The following is a 16,051-nucleotide window of genomic DNA, read 5'->3' as shown; positions in this document are numbered from 1 at the left end:
AGCATATGCAAAACATTAAACAGAAAATATTTTGCATACAAAAAATATTGATTATATAATAGTTGCTTTAATCTAGCAGTTATTGCATAAAATGAAAAATGAAAATTTTGAGGTCATAATTGAGATCTCTGAAAACTCTTCAGCAGTTAAATATGAAATTGACAAAAAAACTGGCCTCCTTTCTGTTGACCGTATGCTAAAAACCTCTATGCACTATCCATGTAACTATGGTTTTATAAGCAACACTCTATCAGAAGACAATGATCCATGTGATGCATTGGTTATATCATCAAATCCAATTCTACCTAATGCCTCAGTGTTATGCAGAGCAGTTGGAGTATTAATGATGGAAGATGAGGCAGGTAATGATGAAAAAATAATATGCACTCCTATAAAAAAAATTGATCCATTTTATGATTTCATCAATGATATCAATGATATCAACAAACATACTCTAAGAAGAATAAAACACTTTTTTGAACACTACAAAGATATTGATGATGATAAATGGGTTAAGGTAAAATCATGGGGAAATGCTGAGAATGCATATCAAATGATAAATGATGCTTTTAAAAGAGCTTTGAGCAAATAATAAGATTATAGCTCAGTAGGATAGAAGTGGATTGCTAATCCAGATGGCCACAGTTCAATTCCTGTCAATCTCACATAATCATATTAAGAGGATATATGTCTCATATTGTACTACCTAAATGTATAAAATGTAAATATGGTGATTGTGTTGCAGTATGCCCTGTTGATTGCTTCCATGAAGGTAAAAATTCTCTTGCAATTGATACTGAAGCATGCATAGACTGTGGCGTATGTGTCCAAGAATGTCCTATTAATGCAATTGTGCAACATGATCCAGCTAACAAAAATCATAACAAATGGCTAGCAATAAATCATGATGCTGTGCACAAGTATAATTGGCCAAATATCACCTACAAACCAAAACCACATCCAGAAGCTGATAAATATGCAAAAATAAAAGACAAAGACAATTTATTTTCATTTGATCTACCAGATAACAATGATCACTAGCTGAAGAGACAATATTGTTAGCTAACTGAACTGGTAATTTCTGTTATGAAATTATCAGAAATGGGAAGTGGTTTATTTATAATATTTTCCCATTTAATTTTGTGCTCAAATACATGTTGTAGCACATCATCCATGCTAGATGCAGTAACTATAGTTAGACTATCTAAAATTTCAGCTGGCATTTTAACCAAGCTCTGTTCATTATCATGTGGTATAATAACTTTCTCTATTCCACCACGAATTGCACCAAGCAGCTTCTCTTTCAATCCACCAATTGGCAAAACCCTGCCAGTCAATGTAATCTCGCCAGTCATTGCCACATTACGCTTTGCAGGAGTGTTGAGCAACAGTGAAAGCACAACAGAACATATTGCTATACCAGCTGATGGACCATCTTTAGGAGTTGCACCTTCAGGAACGTGAATATGTATATCACGCTTACCTAAAACATCATCATACCTAGAAGTTAGGTAAGATAATGCATAGTTAAATGCAACCTGTGCAGATTCTTTCATTACATCACCCAGTTTACCAGTACAGCTCAGCCTGCCTTTTCCATGCATTGCAATAGCTTCAATTGTCAGTAAATCACCACCAACTTCTGTGTAAGCTAAGCCATTTACTACACCAACTAGGCTTTTTGTATTAACAGTGCCATAAACATATTTCATAGGTCCAGAAAAATTTGATAAATTGTCATTTGATATATAAATACTTTCAACATTTTTATCTGATACAATTTTTTTAAGAGTTTTACGAGCAATTTTAGATAATTCACGCTCAAGAGATCTAACGCCAGCCTCTCTGGTATATCTTCTGATAAGTAAAGAAATTGCATCATTAGATATAGTTAATTCAGCATTGTTCAAACCATTTAACTTCTGTTGCTTTGGAATTAAATGCTCAACCGCTATATGCATCTTCTCTGCTTCTGTATAGCTTGCAATATTTATAATTTCCATTCTATCAAGCAATGGATATGGCAGAGTAGACAAAGAGTTTGCAGTTGCCAAAAACATAACCTCTGATAAATCATAATCAACTTCTAAATAATGATCAACAAATGCATGATTGTGCTCAAAGTCCAAAACTTCAAGCAATGCTGAAGATGGATCACCACGAAAGTCAGAGGACATTTTGTCTATTTCATCCAACAAAAACAATGGGTTACTTGATCCAGCTTTCTTCATACCTTGAATAATCTTTCCAGGCAAAGAGCCTATATATGTTTTTCTGTGACCTCTAATTTCAGACTCATCCTTTACTCCACCTAAACTTATCTGTGCAAACTTACGTCCTGTTGCTTTTGCTACTGAACGTGCCAGTGAAGTTTTGCCAACTCCAGGAGGACCAACAAAACATATAACTGCCCCCTTATTGTGCTTAATGCGACCTTGCACTGCAAGACACTCTAGTATTCTCTCTTTTGCTTCTTCTATGCCATAATGATTCTTATCCAAGATATCTTTAGCAACATTTAAGTTGCTTTTGGTTTGTGTTCTATTCTTCCATGGTACAGATAGCATCCATTCCAAATAACCACGCAACACACCAGCCTCAGCTGACATTTGATTCATAAAATTCAACTTCTTCAACTCAGATAATGCCTTTTCTTTAGCTTCTTTGGACAGTTGAACTGAATGTATCTTTTTCTCTATCTCATCAAGCTCAGCCTTTTCTGGACTGCTATTAGAAACCCCAAGCTCACGTTGTATTGCTTTTATTTGTTCATTTAAATAATATTCTCTTTGCGTTTTCTCCATTTGCCGCTGCACTCTACTACGTATAACTTTATCCATATTAACAATCTTAATTTCTTCAGCTATATACATAGATATAAGATCCATTCGATCAATAATATCAATACTCTCAAGCACTTTTTGCTTCTTAAGTAAGGGAATTTCTAAATGAGTAGCAATCTTATCAACAAATTTTGAATCATTGGGTATATGCTCTATAAAACTTATAACTTCTGAAGAAATCTTCTTGTTAATATTTGCATACTGCATAAAATCATTAACTATATTCTTACGAAATAAACTAATTATCTCAGGGCTTTCTTCCTTTTCTTGTATAATTTCTATTTTTGTTTCAAGGAAACCATTAGCTTCCTGAACAGTATTAACTAAAACTCTGCTAACAGCATTAACTAAAACCTTCATACCACCATCTGGTAGTTCATTGTTTTGTAGTATCTCAGCTAAAACACCTACAGAAAATAAATTATCAATACCAACAGCATCTATTAAAGATTCTTTTTGCAACAAAAGAACAATATGTTTATCTCTTTCAAGCGCCTTATTTACTGCCATAATTGACTTATCACGACCCACGAAAAGTGGGGTAATAATACCAGGAAAAACAACAGAATCTTTCAAAGGAAGTATTGGATAAAATCCTAACAATGTCTTTTCACTCACATCCATATCCTCAAAAATCACAAAAAACCATATAATTATGCAGCAGTGTTATCAACCAAGACATTTTTAATAGCTAGCTTTTCTTTAACTATGCTGGTAGTTATTTGAATGCCTGAGATATTATCATTACTTGGAGTCTCAAACATATAATCTAACAACACCTTTTCCATTACATTTTTTAAACCCCTAGCACCAGTGCTGGTCTTCATTGCCTCGGCTGCAATTAACCTTATTGCCTCATTATCAAATGTGAGTTTAACACCATCCATATCAAACAATAATTGATATTGCTTAATTAATGCATCTTTTGGTTCTTGTAATATGCAAACCAATGCATCTTCATCAAGCTCACTCAAAGAACAGGCAACTGGAAAACGCCCTACAAACTCTGGAATTAATCCATATTTCACTAAATCTTCAGATTGGGCATGTGTTAGGATACTATTAGTTGATCTTTCACTCTTAGTTTTTAAATCTGCACTAAAACCAATTGAATTACCTTCAATTCTCTTACGCACAATTTTCTCTAACCCATCAAATGCACCACCACAAATAAACAATATATTAGAAGTATCAATTTTTATACATTCTTGCTGTGGATGCTTTCTGCCACCCTGTGGAGGAACATAGGCAACAGTACCCTCAATTATCTTTAATAAAGCTTGCTGTACACCCTCACCAGACACATCACGTGTTATAGATGGACCATCAGTTTTACGTGCTATTTTATCAATCTCATCTATATATATTATACCACGCTGTGCAAAATCTATCTTACTACCAGCAACCTGAAATAATCGTAAAACAATACTTTCTACATCTTCACCAACATACCCAGCCTCTGTTAAAGAAGTTGCATCAGCTATAGTAAATGGCACATCTAAAAATTTAGATAATGTTTGTGCTAGTAATGTTTTTCCACATCCAGTAGGTCCAATCAAAAGCACATTAGACTTGCGCAGCTCTACATTATCCAAAACATTATTAGCAGCTAGCTCTTTAGAAGGATTAAGCAATCTTTTATAGTGATTATAAACAGCTACTGCAAGAACTTTTTTAGCATAATGCTGACCAACAACATAACTATCTAAAACATTTACTAACTGCCTAGGCTTTAACAGTTTGTTTATACTTGATCCTTCCTTATCTTCTTCTTTAACGATATTCTTACATAACTCAATGCATTCATCGCAAATAAAAACTGTAGGACCAGCAACTAACTTAAAAACTTCACTCTGACATTTACCACAAAATGAACAGTACATCAACTCACCGTCATTTTTTAACATCTCTAACCATAGAAAATTAATTTAATACTATTAGTATAGCATGACAGTCTATCTGCTTTCAATAATTTTATCTATAATACCAAACCGTTTTGCATCCTCTGGGCTCATAAACCTATCTCTCTCCATAACATCCTCTATTACTTGTAGATCTTTCTTCGTATGATGTTGATAAATCTTATTAAGACGTTTTTTTAATGACAATATTTCTTCAGCATGTATTTGTATGTCAGTAGCTTGTCCTCTAACACCACCTGATGGCTGATGAGTCATAATGCGTGCATTTGGCAAAGAATAACGCTCACCAGCTGCACCACCAGCTAACAACAATGAGCCCATTGAGGCTGCCTGACCTATGCACAATGTAGATACCTTTGGTTTAATAAACTGCATTGTGTCATATACAGACAATCCTGATGTTACCACGCCACCTGGTGAATTAATATACATATAAATATCCTTCTCTGGGCTCTCAGCCTCTAAAAATAACAACTGTGCAACTATAACGCTAGCCATATGATCTTCAATTCCACCAGTCACGAAAACTATTCTTTCTCTTAACAAACGAGAGTATATATCATATGCTCTCTCCCCATGACTATTTTGTTCAACAACCATAGGTATAAGATTGTTCTCAAACATGCTCACAAAAGACCTCATTATCAAAATAATATATAAAAATAATAGATAAAAATAATTAAAACACTATAAACAAAAATTAACATCTAACTCACGTGTCATAAAATCTGTATCACCTTTGTGGGTAATACTAGTTCGAGCTACAAAATAATTCTTAAACATTACCTGTAGAGCTTTATAAGCCTTGTCACGTAATAATACACTATTAAATAAACCAAAGCATGTTGCACCACTCCCTGACATTGCGCCAAGCCTACAACCTTTTTGTGCTCTAATAGCATGAATTATTTCAGCAATCTCAGGAACCAAAGAAACAGCTGAGTCATACAAATCATTCTTAAATGTCAAAAAATTCTCCATAATAGAGCTTCTTTTAAAAATGCTAGATTTACTAAAATCACCAGTACGATTCTTAAATACATCACCAGCACCAAGAAATTTCATTGGGTTGATAAAAATAGCAGGAATGTTATTAAAATATGGAACAGATAACAAAACTTCCCCCACACCTTTAACTAAACATGCATGGTTCTCTAGACATATTGGCACATCACAACCTATCTTTTTAGCAATTTTATATAATGCATTATTATTAATACCAAGCTTATAAAGCTTTATCAGCATGCGCAACACTAATGCTGCATCAGCTGAACCACCACCAAGTCCAGCACCAACAGGAATATTTTTTTCAACCTGTATTGCCACTTTAAAATTACAGTCAAAATACTTACTAAGCTCCTGCACTGCTTTACTAACTGTATCTTCACCAACAACAATATCACTCTTAGAAGAACCAGTATATTTAACAGTAAACTTATCTGCTTTTGCTATCATAATAGAATCAGACAAATCAGCAAATACCATTAAACTCTCAAGTAAATGATAACCATCTTCACGCTTACCAACTATATTTAAAAATAAATTTACTTTACTGTATGCTTTGCCTTGAATAATAGCATTCATTTTAAACCTCTTTATTATTCATATTTTATATTTTCTATCTCATAAAGTCGCTCTCCAGCTGGCAAAGAAACACATACAATATCACCAACTTTCTTACCCAATACTTCTCTAGATAATGCAGCATCTATTGATATAAGACCATTACTAACATCTGCTTCCATTTGTCCAACTAACTTATATATGTGTCTTTTGCCACTATCCACTTCCCTCAAAGAAACCGTGGCTCCAAAAACAATATTATCAGATTCAATAGTAGCAACATCAATAACTTCTGCATCAGAGGCAATGCTACCTATTTCAGCTATTTTACGCTCTAGCATTTCCTGTTTTGCTTTTGCTGCATGATATTCAGCATTCTCTGACAAATCACCCTTGCTTCTTGCTTCAGCTATCTCTTCTGCAATTGGACGACGTTGAGATTTATATTCATCTAAGCGCCTTAATAGCTCCTCATAGCCATTAGTGGTCATAGGATTTGGCATATTGCCTCCTGAAAATTTTAATTATGAGTTATAGTAAAATTCAAATTCAATAGGATTAATTGTAGCTAATATTTTTTTAGCCTCAACATTTTTCTTAGCCAAAAAAATATCAAAATGTTCACTACTCATAAACTCTAATGCAAAAGAACGTGCATCATTTAATGCATTCAAAGATTCTGCTAGTGAATAAGGCAAGATATCCGGTGAATAAATATGCAAGTCATCACTAAAAGAAGCAGTGCATTCAATATCATTCACATCCAAGCCCAAACCCATTTTACCAGCTGCAAATACTGCAATAATTGCTCCATAAGGATTGCATATTCCATCAATAAAATTATACTCACACATAAAATTATCTGTATTGGGTATTCTTTTTCCAATAATCCAATTTATCTTTTTATTAAAACGCTTACCACCAAGTGACATTGGAGAAACAAAAGGACAAAGAGCACTTGACAAATTCACTATACTATTTGCATGATTTTCAATAAGATTTTTTGATAAACAATGTGAAAGAGTAATACCAGCACAGTTCTCATTTTTACTAAAGCCACTCATAAAAACCACACTTTTACCATATGCTCTAACTGTGTTAACAATAACCAATTTTAATAATTGTAAATGATCAGCCATTAATGTTAAACCATTAACTTTAAAACTAATTATAGCAGATGATGAGCTGTCTCCATTAGCGTGAGAAACAACATTAATACCAATTGATTGTGCAGTATCGGCAATTTCTGAACGCAAATCAAATAAATCATCCAACATAGCAAGCCCAGCAGTAGTGTTAACTTTATTATTATCACACTGCAAGTTGCCAAACATATCAGAATTATTGCCACACTCAATTTTATAAAATGAATTATATAATTTAGTGTCAAATGATATGCTATCAAAAACAGAGAATTGCAATGTTACATAAAAAAAATCAGACATACCAATAGGCATTCCTTTTTTTGCAAACAAATCACATGCACTACGCCAATCAAAATTATTAGAAGAGCTGGTATTGCAAATAAAAGATATAGTACGCTGTGTTGTAAATGGATTCATAAAACCAGTTGATAATACTGCTGAGAGTGTCAAGTTATCACATTTTATATTACTACCATCTAATTCAGCAAGATTGAAGGAATTAGTGCTAAAAACTTTATGCCGAAGATTTCCATCAAAGTCTGTAAAACATAAATCAATAAAAGACACTTCATGAGAGTTAATAGTCTTTGAGACTTGTTCAATGGATTTAAACACAAAAACCTCTTTACTAGTAGATATAAGATAATTGACAATCTTAAAAAGAGTAAATTAGTTCATCAGTTATCCTATCTATTCACAATTATATTATAATATAATTCATCTAATATAAATATTAAAAACAATTAGACTGACAAATCATATAACAAAAATTTACCTTTGGCAGTTATGCAATGCATTAATAGACTCTTACCTTTTCTGCAGATAAGTAGCTATTCACCACACCATTCTTCTTAACCAACATTGCACCACAGTCGTTAATTCCAACAAAACAACCAATACACTCCTGATAATCAGAGACATAAACCATCTTATTTAGACCCATTGCTCTTTGCATCCACAATTCTCTTAAAAAAATAAATCCATGCAACAACCATTCATTATATCTGCTATTAAGAAGTAGCACTAAAGATCTGCACATTGAATCCAGACCTGCACCTGTTGATCCAAGCATTGAAGCATCAGATGGTGCAGACAAAATATTAATCCCTATACCAATAACCACAAAATTTTCCACCATTTGTAACAAAATACCAGCAATTTTTTTACCATTAACCATTACATCATTTGGCCATTTATAGGAAATATCAAGATTAGAAAATTTTTGCACTAAATCACCTACTGCTATGCTAGCAACAAGTGAAAGAGATGATATGTTGTTAATATTACTTGGCAACTTCTTTACTATACTTAAGTATATATTACCTTTTGGTGAGCTCCAATATGACATATTCCTGCCAACACCTTTTGTTTGACTTGCTGCAAAAACTGCAAACTCATAATCTACAGCCATAAAGTGCTCTAAGGCAATATCCATTGTGCTTGAGACCTCATCATATATAAAAACAGGCATTCCATCAATTTCAAGCATCAACTCACACATCATTGGTTAAACTTATTTTTATTAACATAATTCACAAACATGATGAATAAATCACACAAATTAAATAGCAATATCAAGTAAATATCATATTATATACCCTTATTAAAAACAACATTCTGTCAGCCAATTCTACAATCTTACAAAACACTTCTAAGGGAAGACTAAAATTAAACTAAAATATATCAAATGATTACTAACGTAGAAGTGGCTGTATCAGATTCATAAGAAACCCACCATAACATACAAAAAATAAACACATTAATGATGTGATAAGCAATAGCCACCAAGATGATGATCTGGCTAAAATCAAATTATTATCAACATTAACTTGTAAATTTTTTGCAAAACATATAATAATCACTATTCTTATATAATAAGAACTTGAGACCACAATAAAAATAACTAGAAAAACAGCTAACATTGGACTATTTTCTACCACTAGATTTAATACATAAAATTTGGCAAAAAAACCTGACAATGGTGGAATAGCAACTCCTGACATTAGCAAAATAACAGCCAATACATTAGTCAGTGGATGCTGAACAGAAATTTCTAAATTAGATAATTCATAGTCACTACTATCTCTATTGCTTTTAGTTGATAGAGATATAAAAGACAGAAAGCCTAGCGTAAAAACAATGTAGCTAAATATATATAACATAATAACACTAAAGTAATTATTATTTACACTACCTAAGTTTTGATTTAAAAGAAATGCAATCAGTAACACAACATAACCCATATGAGCCACTGAGCTAAAAGCAACTAAACGTTTTAAATTTGATTGATATAGAGCTGCTAATGATCCTAAAATGATTGAAGATATAGCTATCAGCTTAAAAACAGAATAAAACATTACAGCTGCAGTCTGAAGCAAAGGAATTAAATGTATTAATGGTGCAATAATAGCCACTTTTGATGCAGTTGATAACAACACAGTCACAAACATAGGCGAACCCTGATACACATCTGGAGTCCACATATGAAATGGAACACACCCCATTTTAAATAATAAACCAGAAACAACCATTAACAAACCAAAAGAAAGCATGGATCCATTAGCAATAGATGAAAGCAAGCTAATTGGCATCTCAGTGCTGCCATAATTCACATAAACTATAGAAACACCATAAATATATATCCCTGAAAAAAAAGCACTGCTAATAAAATATTTAATACTAGCATCTATGGCAAATCTATTATTTTTATCTATAGCCATAAGAGCATAAAATGCAACACTCATTATCTCCAGCCCAATGTATAAAACCATTAGATCTTTAGCTATAGCAACAATATTCATACCAAAAATAGCCATCATAACAATAAAACCATAGCTTGAATGATGTTCCTTGTTAGCATATCTTGTCCAAGTAGGTAGCATATATGTACAAAACCCTATAAGCAAAATCAAAACCCTAACACTAACAGACAATCTATCAGTAAGGTAAAATCTATCAACTGTATTATGATGATTTAGCGCCAGCATACAACCCACAATAGCTAGCATGCTAATCATTGACAGAAAATCTAATTTTGCAAGTTGGATTTTATTTTTAAAAATTAATGATGAGATGAGCAGTAGTAGTGCAATACCAAGAACTGCAACCTCAGCCCACAGATCACAAACCATACCTAACACAAATAACCTCTAGTTTGGAATAAACAATAACTTATGCTCAACATAATCTTCCAACAATGTTAGAAAAAACTTAGGATATACTCCTAGGAACAATACTGAAATTGCCAATAACAACAATAATGAAATTTCCAGCTTGCCTATATCGCCACAAGCAGCATGACTAGTGCTTAAATTGCCAGTAAAAACTTTTTTATACAAATTCAACATATAAGTTGCACCAAGCACAAAACCAAATGCTAATAATATTGCAATCATTATCCTTTCTCTTCCTAGGCCAAGCACAATCAAAAATTCTGCAACAAATCCAGATGTACCAGGCACACCAATAGCAGAAAAGGTGAAAAATAAAAAAAATGCAGCTAACTTTGGAGCAATTCTAGCAATACCACCATAGTCATCCAATAGCTTGCCATGAATTTTTTGCTTAAGAATTCCAACACAAAAAAATAATGCAGCAGATGAAAGACCATGAGCAATCATCTGAAAAATTGCCCCAATTATTGCATTCACATTGCCGCTAAATAATCCAACTGTTACAAATCCCATATGTGATATAGATGAATATGCAATAATTTTCTTAACATCTTTTTGTGCAAATGCTGCCAATGCACCATATATAACAGCAGAAATACTTAATATATTTATATAGTTAACAACAAGCTTATTTATATCACTAAAAAATGGCACTATAAAACGCAACATACCATATGCACCAAGCTTTAGCATAATAGCTGCCAGAGCTGCAGATCCAATAGTAGGGGCATTTGTATGTGCATTTGGTAACCACATATGTAATGGCAGCATAGGTAATTTAACTGCAAAAGCTATAAACATAGCAATCCATACACATAATCTAATATTTGATGTTAGTGTAGCAATACCATTTTGTAACTCATTGACACTGCTAATACCATGTCCAAAATACAAATATACTATTGCAAGCAGTGCAAGCAAAGATCCAAATATTGTATATAAAAACATTTTAAAAGAAGCACTACTACTATCACTATCATTTCCCATTCCTACCACTATAAACACTGGGATAAGTGAAACTTCAAAAAACATATAAAATAATAATAAGTCAAGTGATAAAAAAGCACCTGTGGCAAATGATTCTATTAACAACAACATAGTTATATTCATGACAGAAACTTTAATAATGAAGCATGCATAAACTATGCATACCATAACAATAAATGAAGTTAAACACACAAGAGCAGCAGATACAGCATCAATACCAAGATAGTAGTTAAAAAAGAACAACTTCTTCTGCTCTAAAAAAAGCCACCCATCTGCAGCACCTTTCTGCTGTAACAATAAAAAAAAAGATAAGAGAAAGATTAGTAATGAGCAAATACAAACAATAGCACAGCCATATACTTTATGAGAAAAAATAAAAAAAATGGCCAAAATAATTGGCAACCAAACCATAAGTGACAGCACTGGAAAATTAGCAGAACTCACCAAAACGTTATACACCTTAATAAATAGTTATTGTACACAAAATTTAAAGCCTAACAACACAAATCATAAAAATAGCAGTGCCAACAATACCATGCCAATAAACATTGTAAATAAATAATAGTTTAATCTGCCTAAATGCAATAGATTTACTAACATTGCACAAAAATTAAACAACCAACTCACTAATTTAGAAAAAATACAATCTAAAAACTTAAGATCAATAATATTGGCTGCAAAAAATGACAAGTTTTTAAATCTCAACACAATAAAAAAGTTATATATTCTGTCCATTGATATAAATCTAGAAACTTTACCACTACTGACATCTGTTGAGCCTAAGATAAAGAATTTATTTTTATAGAACATAATATATGCCATCAATATACCTAAAATGCCAGTAAATATTGGCAATATCTTAACCACAGAAGTAGTGCTTTGCTTAGCATTCACAAGTGAAAGAATGCCAGAAAAGTATGAGCCATCAGTCAAACCAATAAGATCTAACATGGGAGAAACAAGCAACATACAAACTAATGCAATTGGAGAAAAAGACATCAAACAATCAACTAGATGCTTATTATTGTCTAACTGATTATTGCTGCCATAAAATATTTTGAAAACTACACGTAGCAAATAAAGTGCAGTGAAAAAAGCTGCAACCATGCCTACAAAAAAGAATAAAATGCCAAACTTAGAGTAGTAATAAACACTAAGCAACAAATGTTCTTTGGAAAAATAACCTGCAAAAGGAAATATGCCTATTAAAGACAATGAGCTTGTCCAAAAAAATATGCAAACTAGTTTATGGGTATTCCAGATACCACTCATGCTTCTAATGTCACGCATTCCAGTAATTTTAATCACAATACCAGCCGATAAAAACAGTAGAGATTTGGCAAAAGCATTAGTAACTAGATGAAACATGGCACCAGCATAATCATATGCACCACATGCCATCATCATATAGCCAAGCTGACTACATGTAGAGTAAGCAATAATTCTTTTAAGATCATTCTCTCTAAGAGCTACAATTGCAAAAGATAGTGCAGTTGCTGAACCAACCACCATAATTAACAAGCTAGCTATCACTGAAGATTTAAACAAGAATGAGCAACGCACTACAAGAAAAACACCAGATGCAACCATAGTTGCAGAATGAATCAATGCAGAAACTGGTGTAGGACCTGCCATTGCATCAGGTAACCAAGTATGTAAACCAATTTGAGCAGATTTTGCCATACAAGCAATAAAAATTAAACAGCATATTATATCTAAAATATTAACCTTGAAGCCAATCCAATGCAAAATATTAAAATCTTTGTCAATAATATCAGCAGCAATCAAGTTAAAATTTAAAGTACCAAAAACATTGTAAACTAACACTATTGCCAAAATAAAACATACATCACCAATTCTGTTCATTATAAATGCCTTAATTGATGCATTTGCTGCATTATTGCTATTTCTGTTAAATCCTATTAATAAATAAGAACTTAAACCAACCCCTTCCCATCCACAAAATAATTGCAACAGGTTTCCTGAAACAACTAACAAAGTCATGAAAAATATGAAAATCAAAAGCAACCAAAAAAACCTAGCACGCTCATCTGCATTTTCCACATATCCTATGCTATAAATAAAAACCACCAGCGCAACTGTATATACAACTAACAGCATTAACAAACTCAGCTTATCTAAATGCACTGACCAATCTGCACTCATGCTAATCAATGGCAACCATTCAAGTATAGTGTGCACATATTCACCACTTGACATAATGCCTTTGCAAAAAAAAATAATAGTTATGACAAAATTACATATAATTGCAAATAAAACTGTTTTAACTACATAATGCCCAACAGAACATAGCAAGCAAGCTCCACTAAGCATAATAAAAAACATAGGAATAAATAGCACTAAATCCACATATTGCATAACAACCTACTCAACACTAGGGTCAACTTCTATAGTAATGGTACTATTCTTTTTGTAGTAAACAATTATAATTCCAAGTCCAATAGCAACCTTTGCTGCTGCAATAGCTAACAAAAAAAAAGAGAATACTTGTCCTTCGGCCCTGCCACTAAAAGATGATAGTGAGGCAAAATTTATACCTGCAGCCAAAAAAATTAACTCTATGGATGCTAATAAAACCAATATATTTTTACTATTAATCAACACCCCAAAAACTGCAATGCTAAATAGACAAAATGATAGAATAGAATAAGCACCAAGTGAATTCAATGGAATGGCAATAATCCTTGGATTAGAAACAAATGCTGACATATCATTACTTAGCTGTACAAGTAAACTAACACTAGGCATAATAAACCCAAATAAAATATAATGATATTATACATACAAAACAGTAGAACAAGTACATTGAAAAATCAACAATCACAATCCACACCTTCACCAAATTTTTTGTCAATAAGCACAACTTTCCTAGTTTCTAATGCAACCAACTGATCTTTACGTTTTGACTTTTCTAGTACCAATGCAACAGTAGCACACATTGAAAGTAACAGTAAAACTCCTACAAGTTGGAGTGGTAAAAAGTATTTTGTAAACATTGCATACCCTATATGAGCAGTGCTAGTTTCTGAAGCAGTAGACCAAGATCTCTTAGTTAAATGAAATATATTTAAAAATTTCCACAGCAGCAGCAGCACTGGCATAGCGCAAAATAACAGTGGAATAAATGACCTTAAAACCTTATCTTTTGCATTAGACAGTGTAACCAAAAAAAGAAAAAGAATAGCCACTGCTCCAACATAAATTATCAGTAGCGTAAAAGCATAAAATTCAATGCCTATAGCAATCATTAAACATGCTGCTGCTATAAAAACACCAATTAAAGAGAAAATAGAATTAACTGGGTTGGTATGCATTACAACAAAAAAAGAAAATATCAGTAGAGCAAGTGCAAAAAAATAAAAAAAATATATCACTATAAAATATTAAATAAGCAAACATTAATAGTGCACTTATATCATGGCAAATATTCTAATGCAAATATGACTATTAAGTTAAAATTTACTTTTATGTGTAATAGTTTAATAGTTAGATTAGTGGTAAAAATAATTAAAGGAATTTTAATCATGCAAAGCAGAAAATTAGCTATATCAATCATAGAAATTACTATAGTTTTGGTTGTAATGGGACTTATTAGTGTATCTGTACTTACTGGTACTGCATTAGTTGAACAAGCTAAAGTTAGAGCTGTAAACAATGAACTTACTGGCTATCAAGAAGCATTTTATATATTTAAAGTATCGTATAATTGCATACCTGGAGACTGCAGTAATGCAACAACAGTTGTTCCACACGATGCCAATTGTTTAGCTGGAGGCACAGGTGGCAATGATGGTGATGGTAATGGAATGATAACAACAACAGCAGAAACAAGATATTTCTGGTGTCATCTTGCTTTATCAGGTGTAGATATACCAAACCTAACATATGGTACCGATGATAAAGTTGTACCAGGTAAAAATGTGCCAAAATCTAGAGGTGTTGGAGGTGGATATGCTGCTGCTTTCTTAACTAATGCAGGAGATACTAGTGCATTTTCTAGCAATGGCTTGATATTGTATAACATTCCTGATAGCACAGCACTTACAGCCTCAAATGCTCTATCAAATGATGTAACAGGTGCAATAACCCCAAACCAAGCAAAGGCCATTCTTAACAAATATGATGTACCCAAAGCAACTGAAGGTAACTATAGGTTGGAAAATGAAAATGGCACAGAAACTTGTTTCACCAATGCAACTGGTGTAGTTAAAACTGGCAAAAGTGCAGTATGTATACTAATCTATAGAATAGAGCAAGAGTAACACATTGTATACTTCTAAATATAATGCATGTTTATCTATGTTAAATCTGTTCAGTGCATATATCTAAGTAAATTGCCCCCCACCAGCATCCCACCACTAAACGCCTTGTTTATAGTGGTGGCTTTCTGCCTCATG

The 16,051-nt window shown here is 32.7% G+C and carries 15 protein-coding genes; 3 read left to right on the top strand and 12 right to left on the bottom strand.

Annotated elements, in window-relative coordinates; translation table 11 throughout:
• Nucleotides 1–91 precede the first annotated feature (91 nt).
• On the top strand, nt 92–592 hold the full coding sequence (ppa, locus tag AABI72_RS02880; RefSeq protein ID WP_338364219.1) for an inorganic diphosphatase: 501 nt from the start codon (nt 92–94) through the stop codon (nt 590–592).
• Nucleotides 593–687: 95 nt separating this feature from the next.
• Nucleotides 688–1,041, top strand: coding sequence for a ferredoxin family protein (locus AABI72_RS02875; protein WP_338364217.1), 354 nt, complete (start codon nt 688–690; stop codon nt 1,039–1,041).
• Between the two features lie 17 nt (nt 1,042–1,058).
• Here the strand turns inward: AABI72_RS02875 and lon are convergent, their stop codons facing one another.
• The 12 genes from lon to AABI72_RS02815 all read right to left on the bottom strand — a co-directional run bounded on the left by lon (nt 1,059) and on the right by AABI72_RS02815 (nt 15,028).
• Entirely contained in the window at nt 1,059–3,482 is a 2,424-nt protein-coding gene (lon, locus tag AABI72_RS02870; RefSeq protein ID WP_338364215.1) for an endopeptidase La, read from the bottom strand.
• Nucleotides 3,483–3,496: 14 nt separating this feature from the next.
• On the bottom strand, nt 3,497–4,750 hold the full coding sequence (gene clpX / locus AABI72_RS02865) for an ATP-dependent Clp protease ATP-binding subunit ClpX (protein WP_338364212.1): 1,254 nt from the start codon (nt 4,748–4,750) through the stop codon (nt 3,497–3,499).
• Between the two features lie 48 nt (nt 4,751–4,798).
• Entirely contained in the window at nt 4,799–5,389 is a 591-nt protein-coding gene (gene clpP / locus AABI72_RS02860; protein ID WP_338364269.1) for an ATP-dependent Clp endopeptidase proteolytic subunit ClpP, read from the bottom strand.
• A gap of 63 nt (nt 5,390–5,452) precedes the next feature.
• Nucleotides 5,453–6,349, bottom strand: coding sequence for a 4-(cytidine 5'-diphospho)-2-C-methyl-D-erythritol kinase (locus tag AABI72_RS02855; protein WP_338364210.1), 897 nt, complete (start codon nt 6,347–6,349; stop codon nt 5,453–5,455).
• Between the two features lie 14 nt (nt 6,350–6,363).
• The gene (gene greA, locus AABI72_RS02850) at nt 6,364–6,831 is read right to left on the bottom strand and encodes a transcription elongation factor GreA (protein ID WP_338364207.1); all 468 of its coding nucleotides are present in this window, start codon (nt 6,829–6,831) and stop codon (nt 6,364–6,366) included.
• 21 nt (nt 6,832–6,852) lie between these two features.
• Entirely contained in the window at nt 6,853–8,088 is a 1,236-nt protein-coding gene (locus AABI72_RS02845) for a hypothetical protein (protein ID WP_338364205.1), read from the bottom strand.
• A 181-nt stretch (nt 8,089–8,269) separates the two neighbouring features.
• A complete protein-coding gene (locus AABI72_RS02840) occupies nt 8,270–8,977 on the bottom strand; it encodes a biotin--[acetyl-CoA-carboxylase] ligase (protein WP_338364204.1) in 708 nt (235 codons plus the stop codon).
• A gap of 190 nt (nt 8,978–9,167) precedes the next feature.
• Complete coding sequence (locus AABI72_RS02835) at nt 9,168–10,604, bottom strand: NADH-quinone oxidoreductase subunit N (RefSeq protein WP_338364267.1); 1,437 nt, start codon at nt 10,602–10,604, stop codon at nt 9,168–9,170.
• Nucleotides 10,605–10,622: 18 nt separating this feature from the next.
• The gene (locus AABI72_RS02830; RefSeq protein WP_338364203.1) at nt 10,623–12,077 is read right to left on the bottom strand and encodes an NADH-quinone oxidoreductase subunit M; all 1,455 of its coding nucleotides are present in this window, start codon (nt 12,075–12,077) and stop codon (nt 10,623–10,625) included.
• Nucleotides 12,078–12,140: 63 nt separating this feature from the next.
• Nucleotides 12,141–14,012, bottom strand: a complete 1,872-nt coding sequence (locus tag AABI72_RS02825) for an NADH-quinone oxidoreductase subunit L (protein WP_338364202.1) — start codon at nt 14,010–14,012, stop codon at nt 12,141–12,143.
• A 6-nt stretch (nt 14,013–14,018) separates the two neighbouring features.
• The gene (gene nuoK / locus AABI72_RS02820) at nt 14,019–14,402 is read right to left on the bottom strand and encodes an NADH-quinone oxidoreductase subunit NuoK (RefSeq protein WP_338364200.1); all 384 of its coding nucleotides are present in this window, start codon (nt 14,400–14,402) and stop codon (nt 14,019–14,021) included.
• A gap of 65 nt (nt 14,403–14,467) precedes the next feature.
• The gene (locus AABI72_RS02815; RefSeq protein WP_338364198.1) at nt 14,468–15,028 is read right to left on the bottom strand and encodes an NADH-quinone oxidoreductase subunit J; all 561 of its coding nucleotides are present in this window, start codon (nt 15,026–15,028) and stop codon (nt 14,468–14,470) included.
• 150 nt (nt 15,029–15,178) lie between these two features.
• Here AABI72_RS02815 and AABI72_RS02810 point away from each other — a divergent pair, with 150 nt between their 5' ends.
• Nucleotides 15,179–15,916, top strand: a complete 738-nt coding sequence (locus AABI72_RS02810; RefSeq protein WP_338364195.1) for a hypothetical protein — start codon at nt 15,179–15,181, stop codon at nt 15,914–15,916.
• Nucleotides 15,917–16,051: the final 135 nt, after the last annotated feature.

The organism is Candidatus Xenohaliotis californiensis (assembly GCF_963930935.1).
In the GTDB taxonomy this organism is placed as follows: Bacteria; Pseudomonadota; Alphaproteobacteria; order Rickettsiales; family CAWVOK01; genus Xenohaliotis; species Xenohaliotis californiensis.
This window is presented reverse-complemented; position numbering and strand designations above follow the sequence as displayed.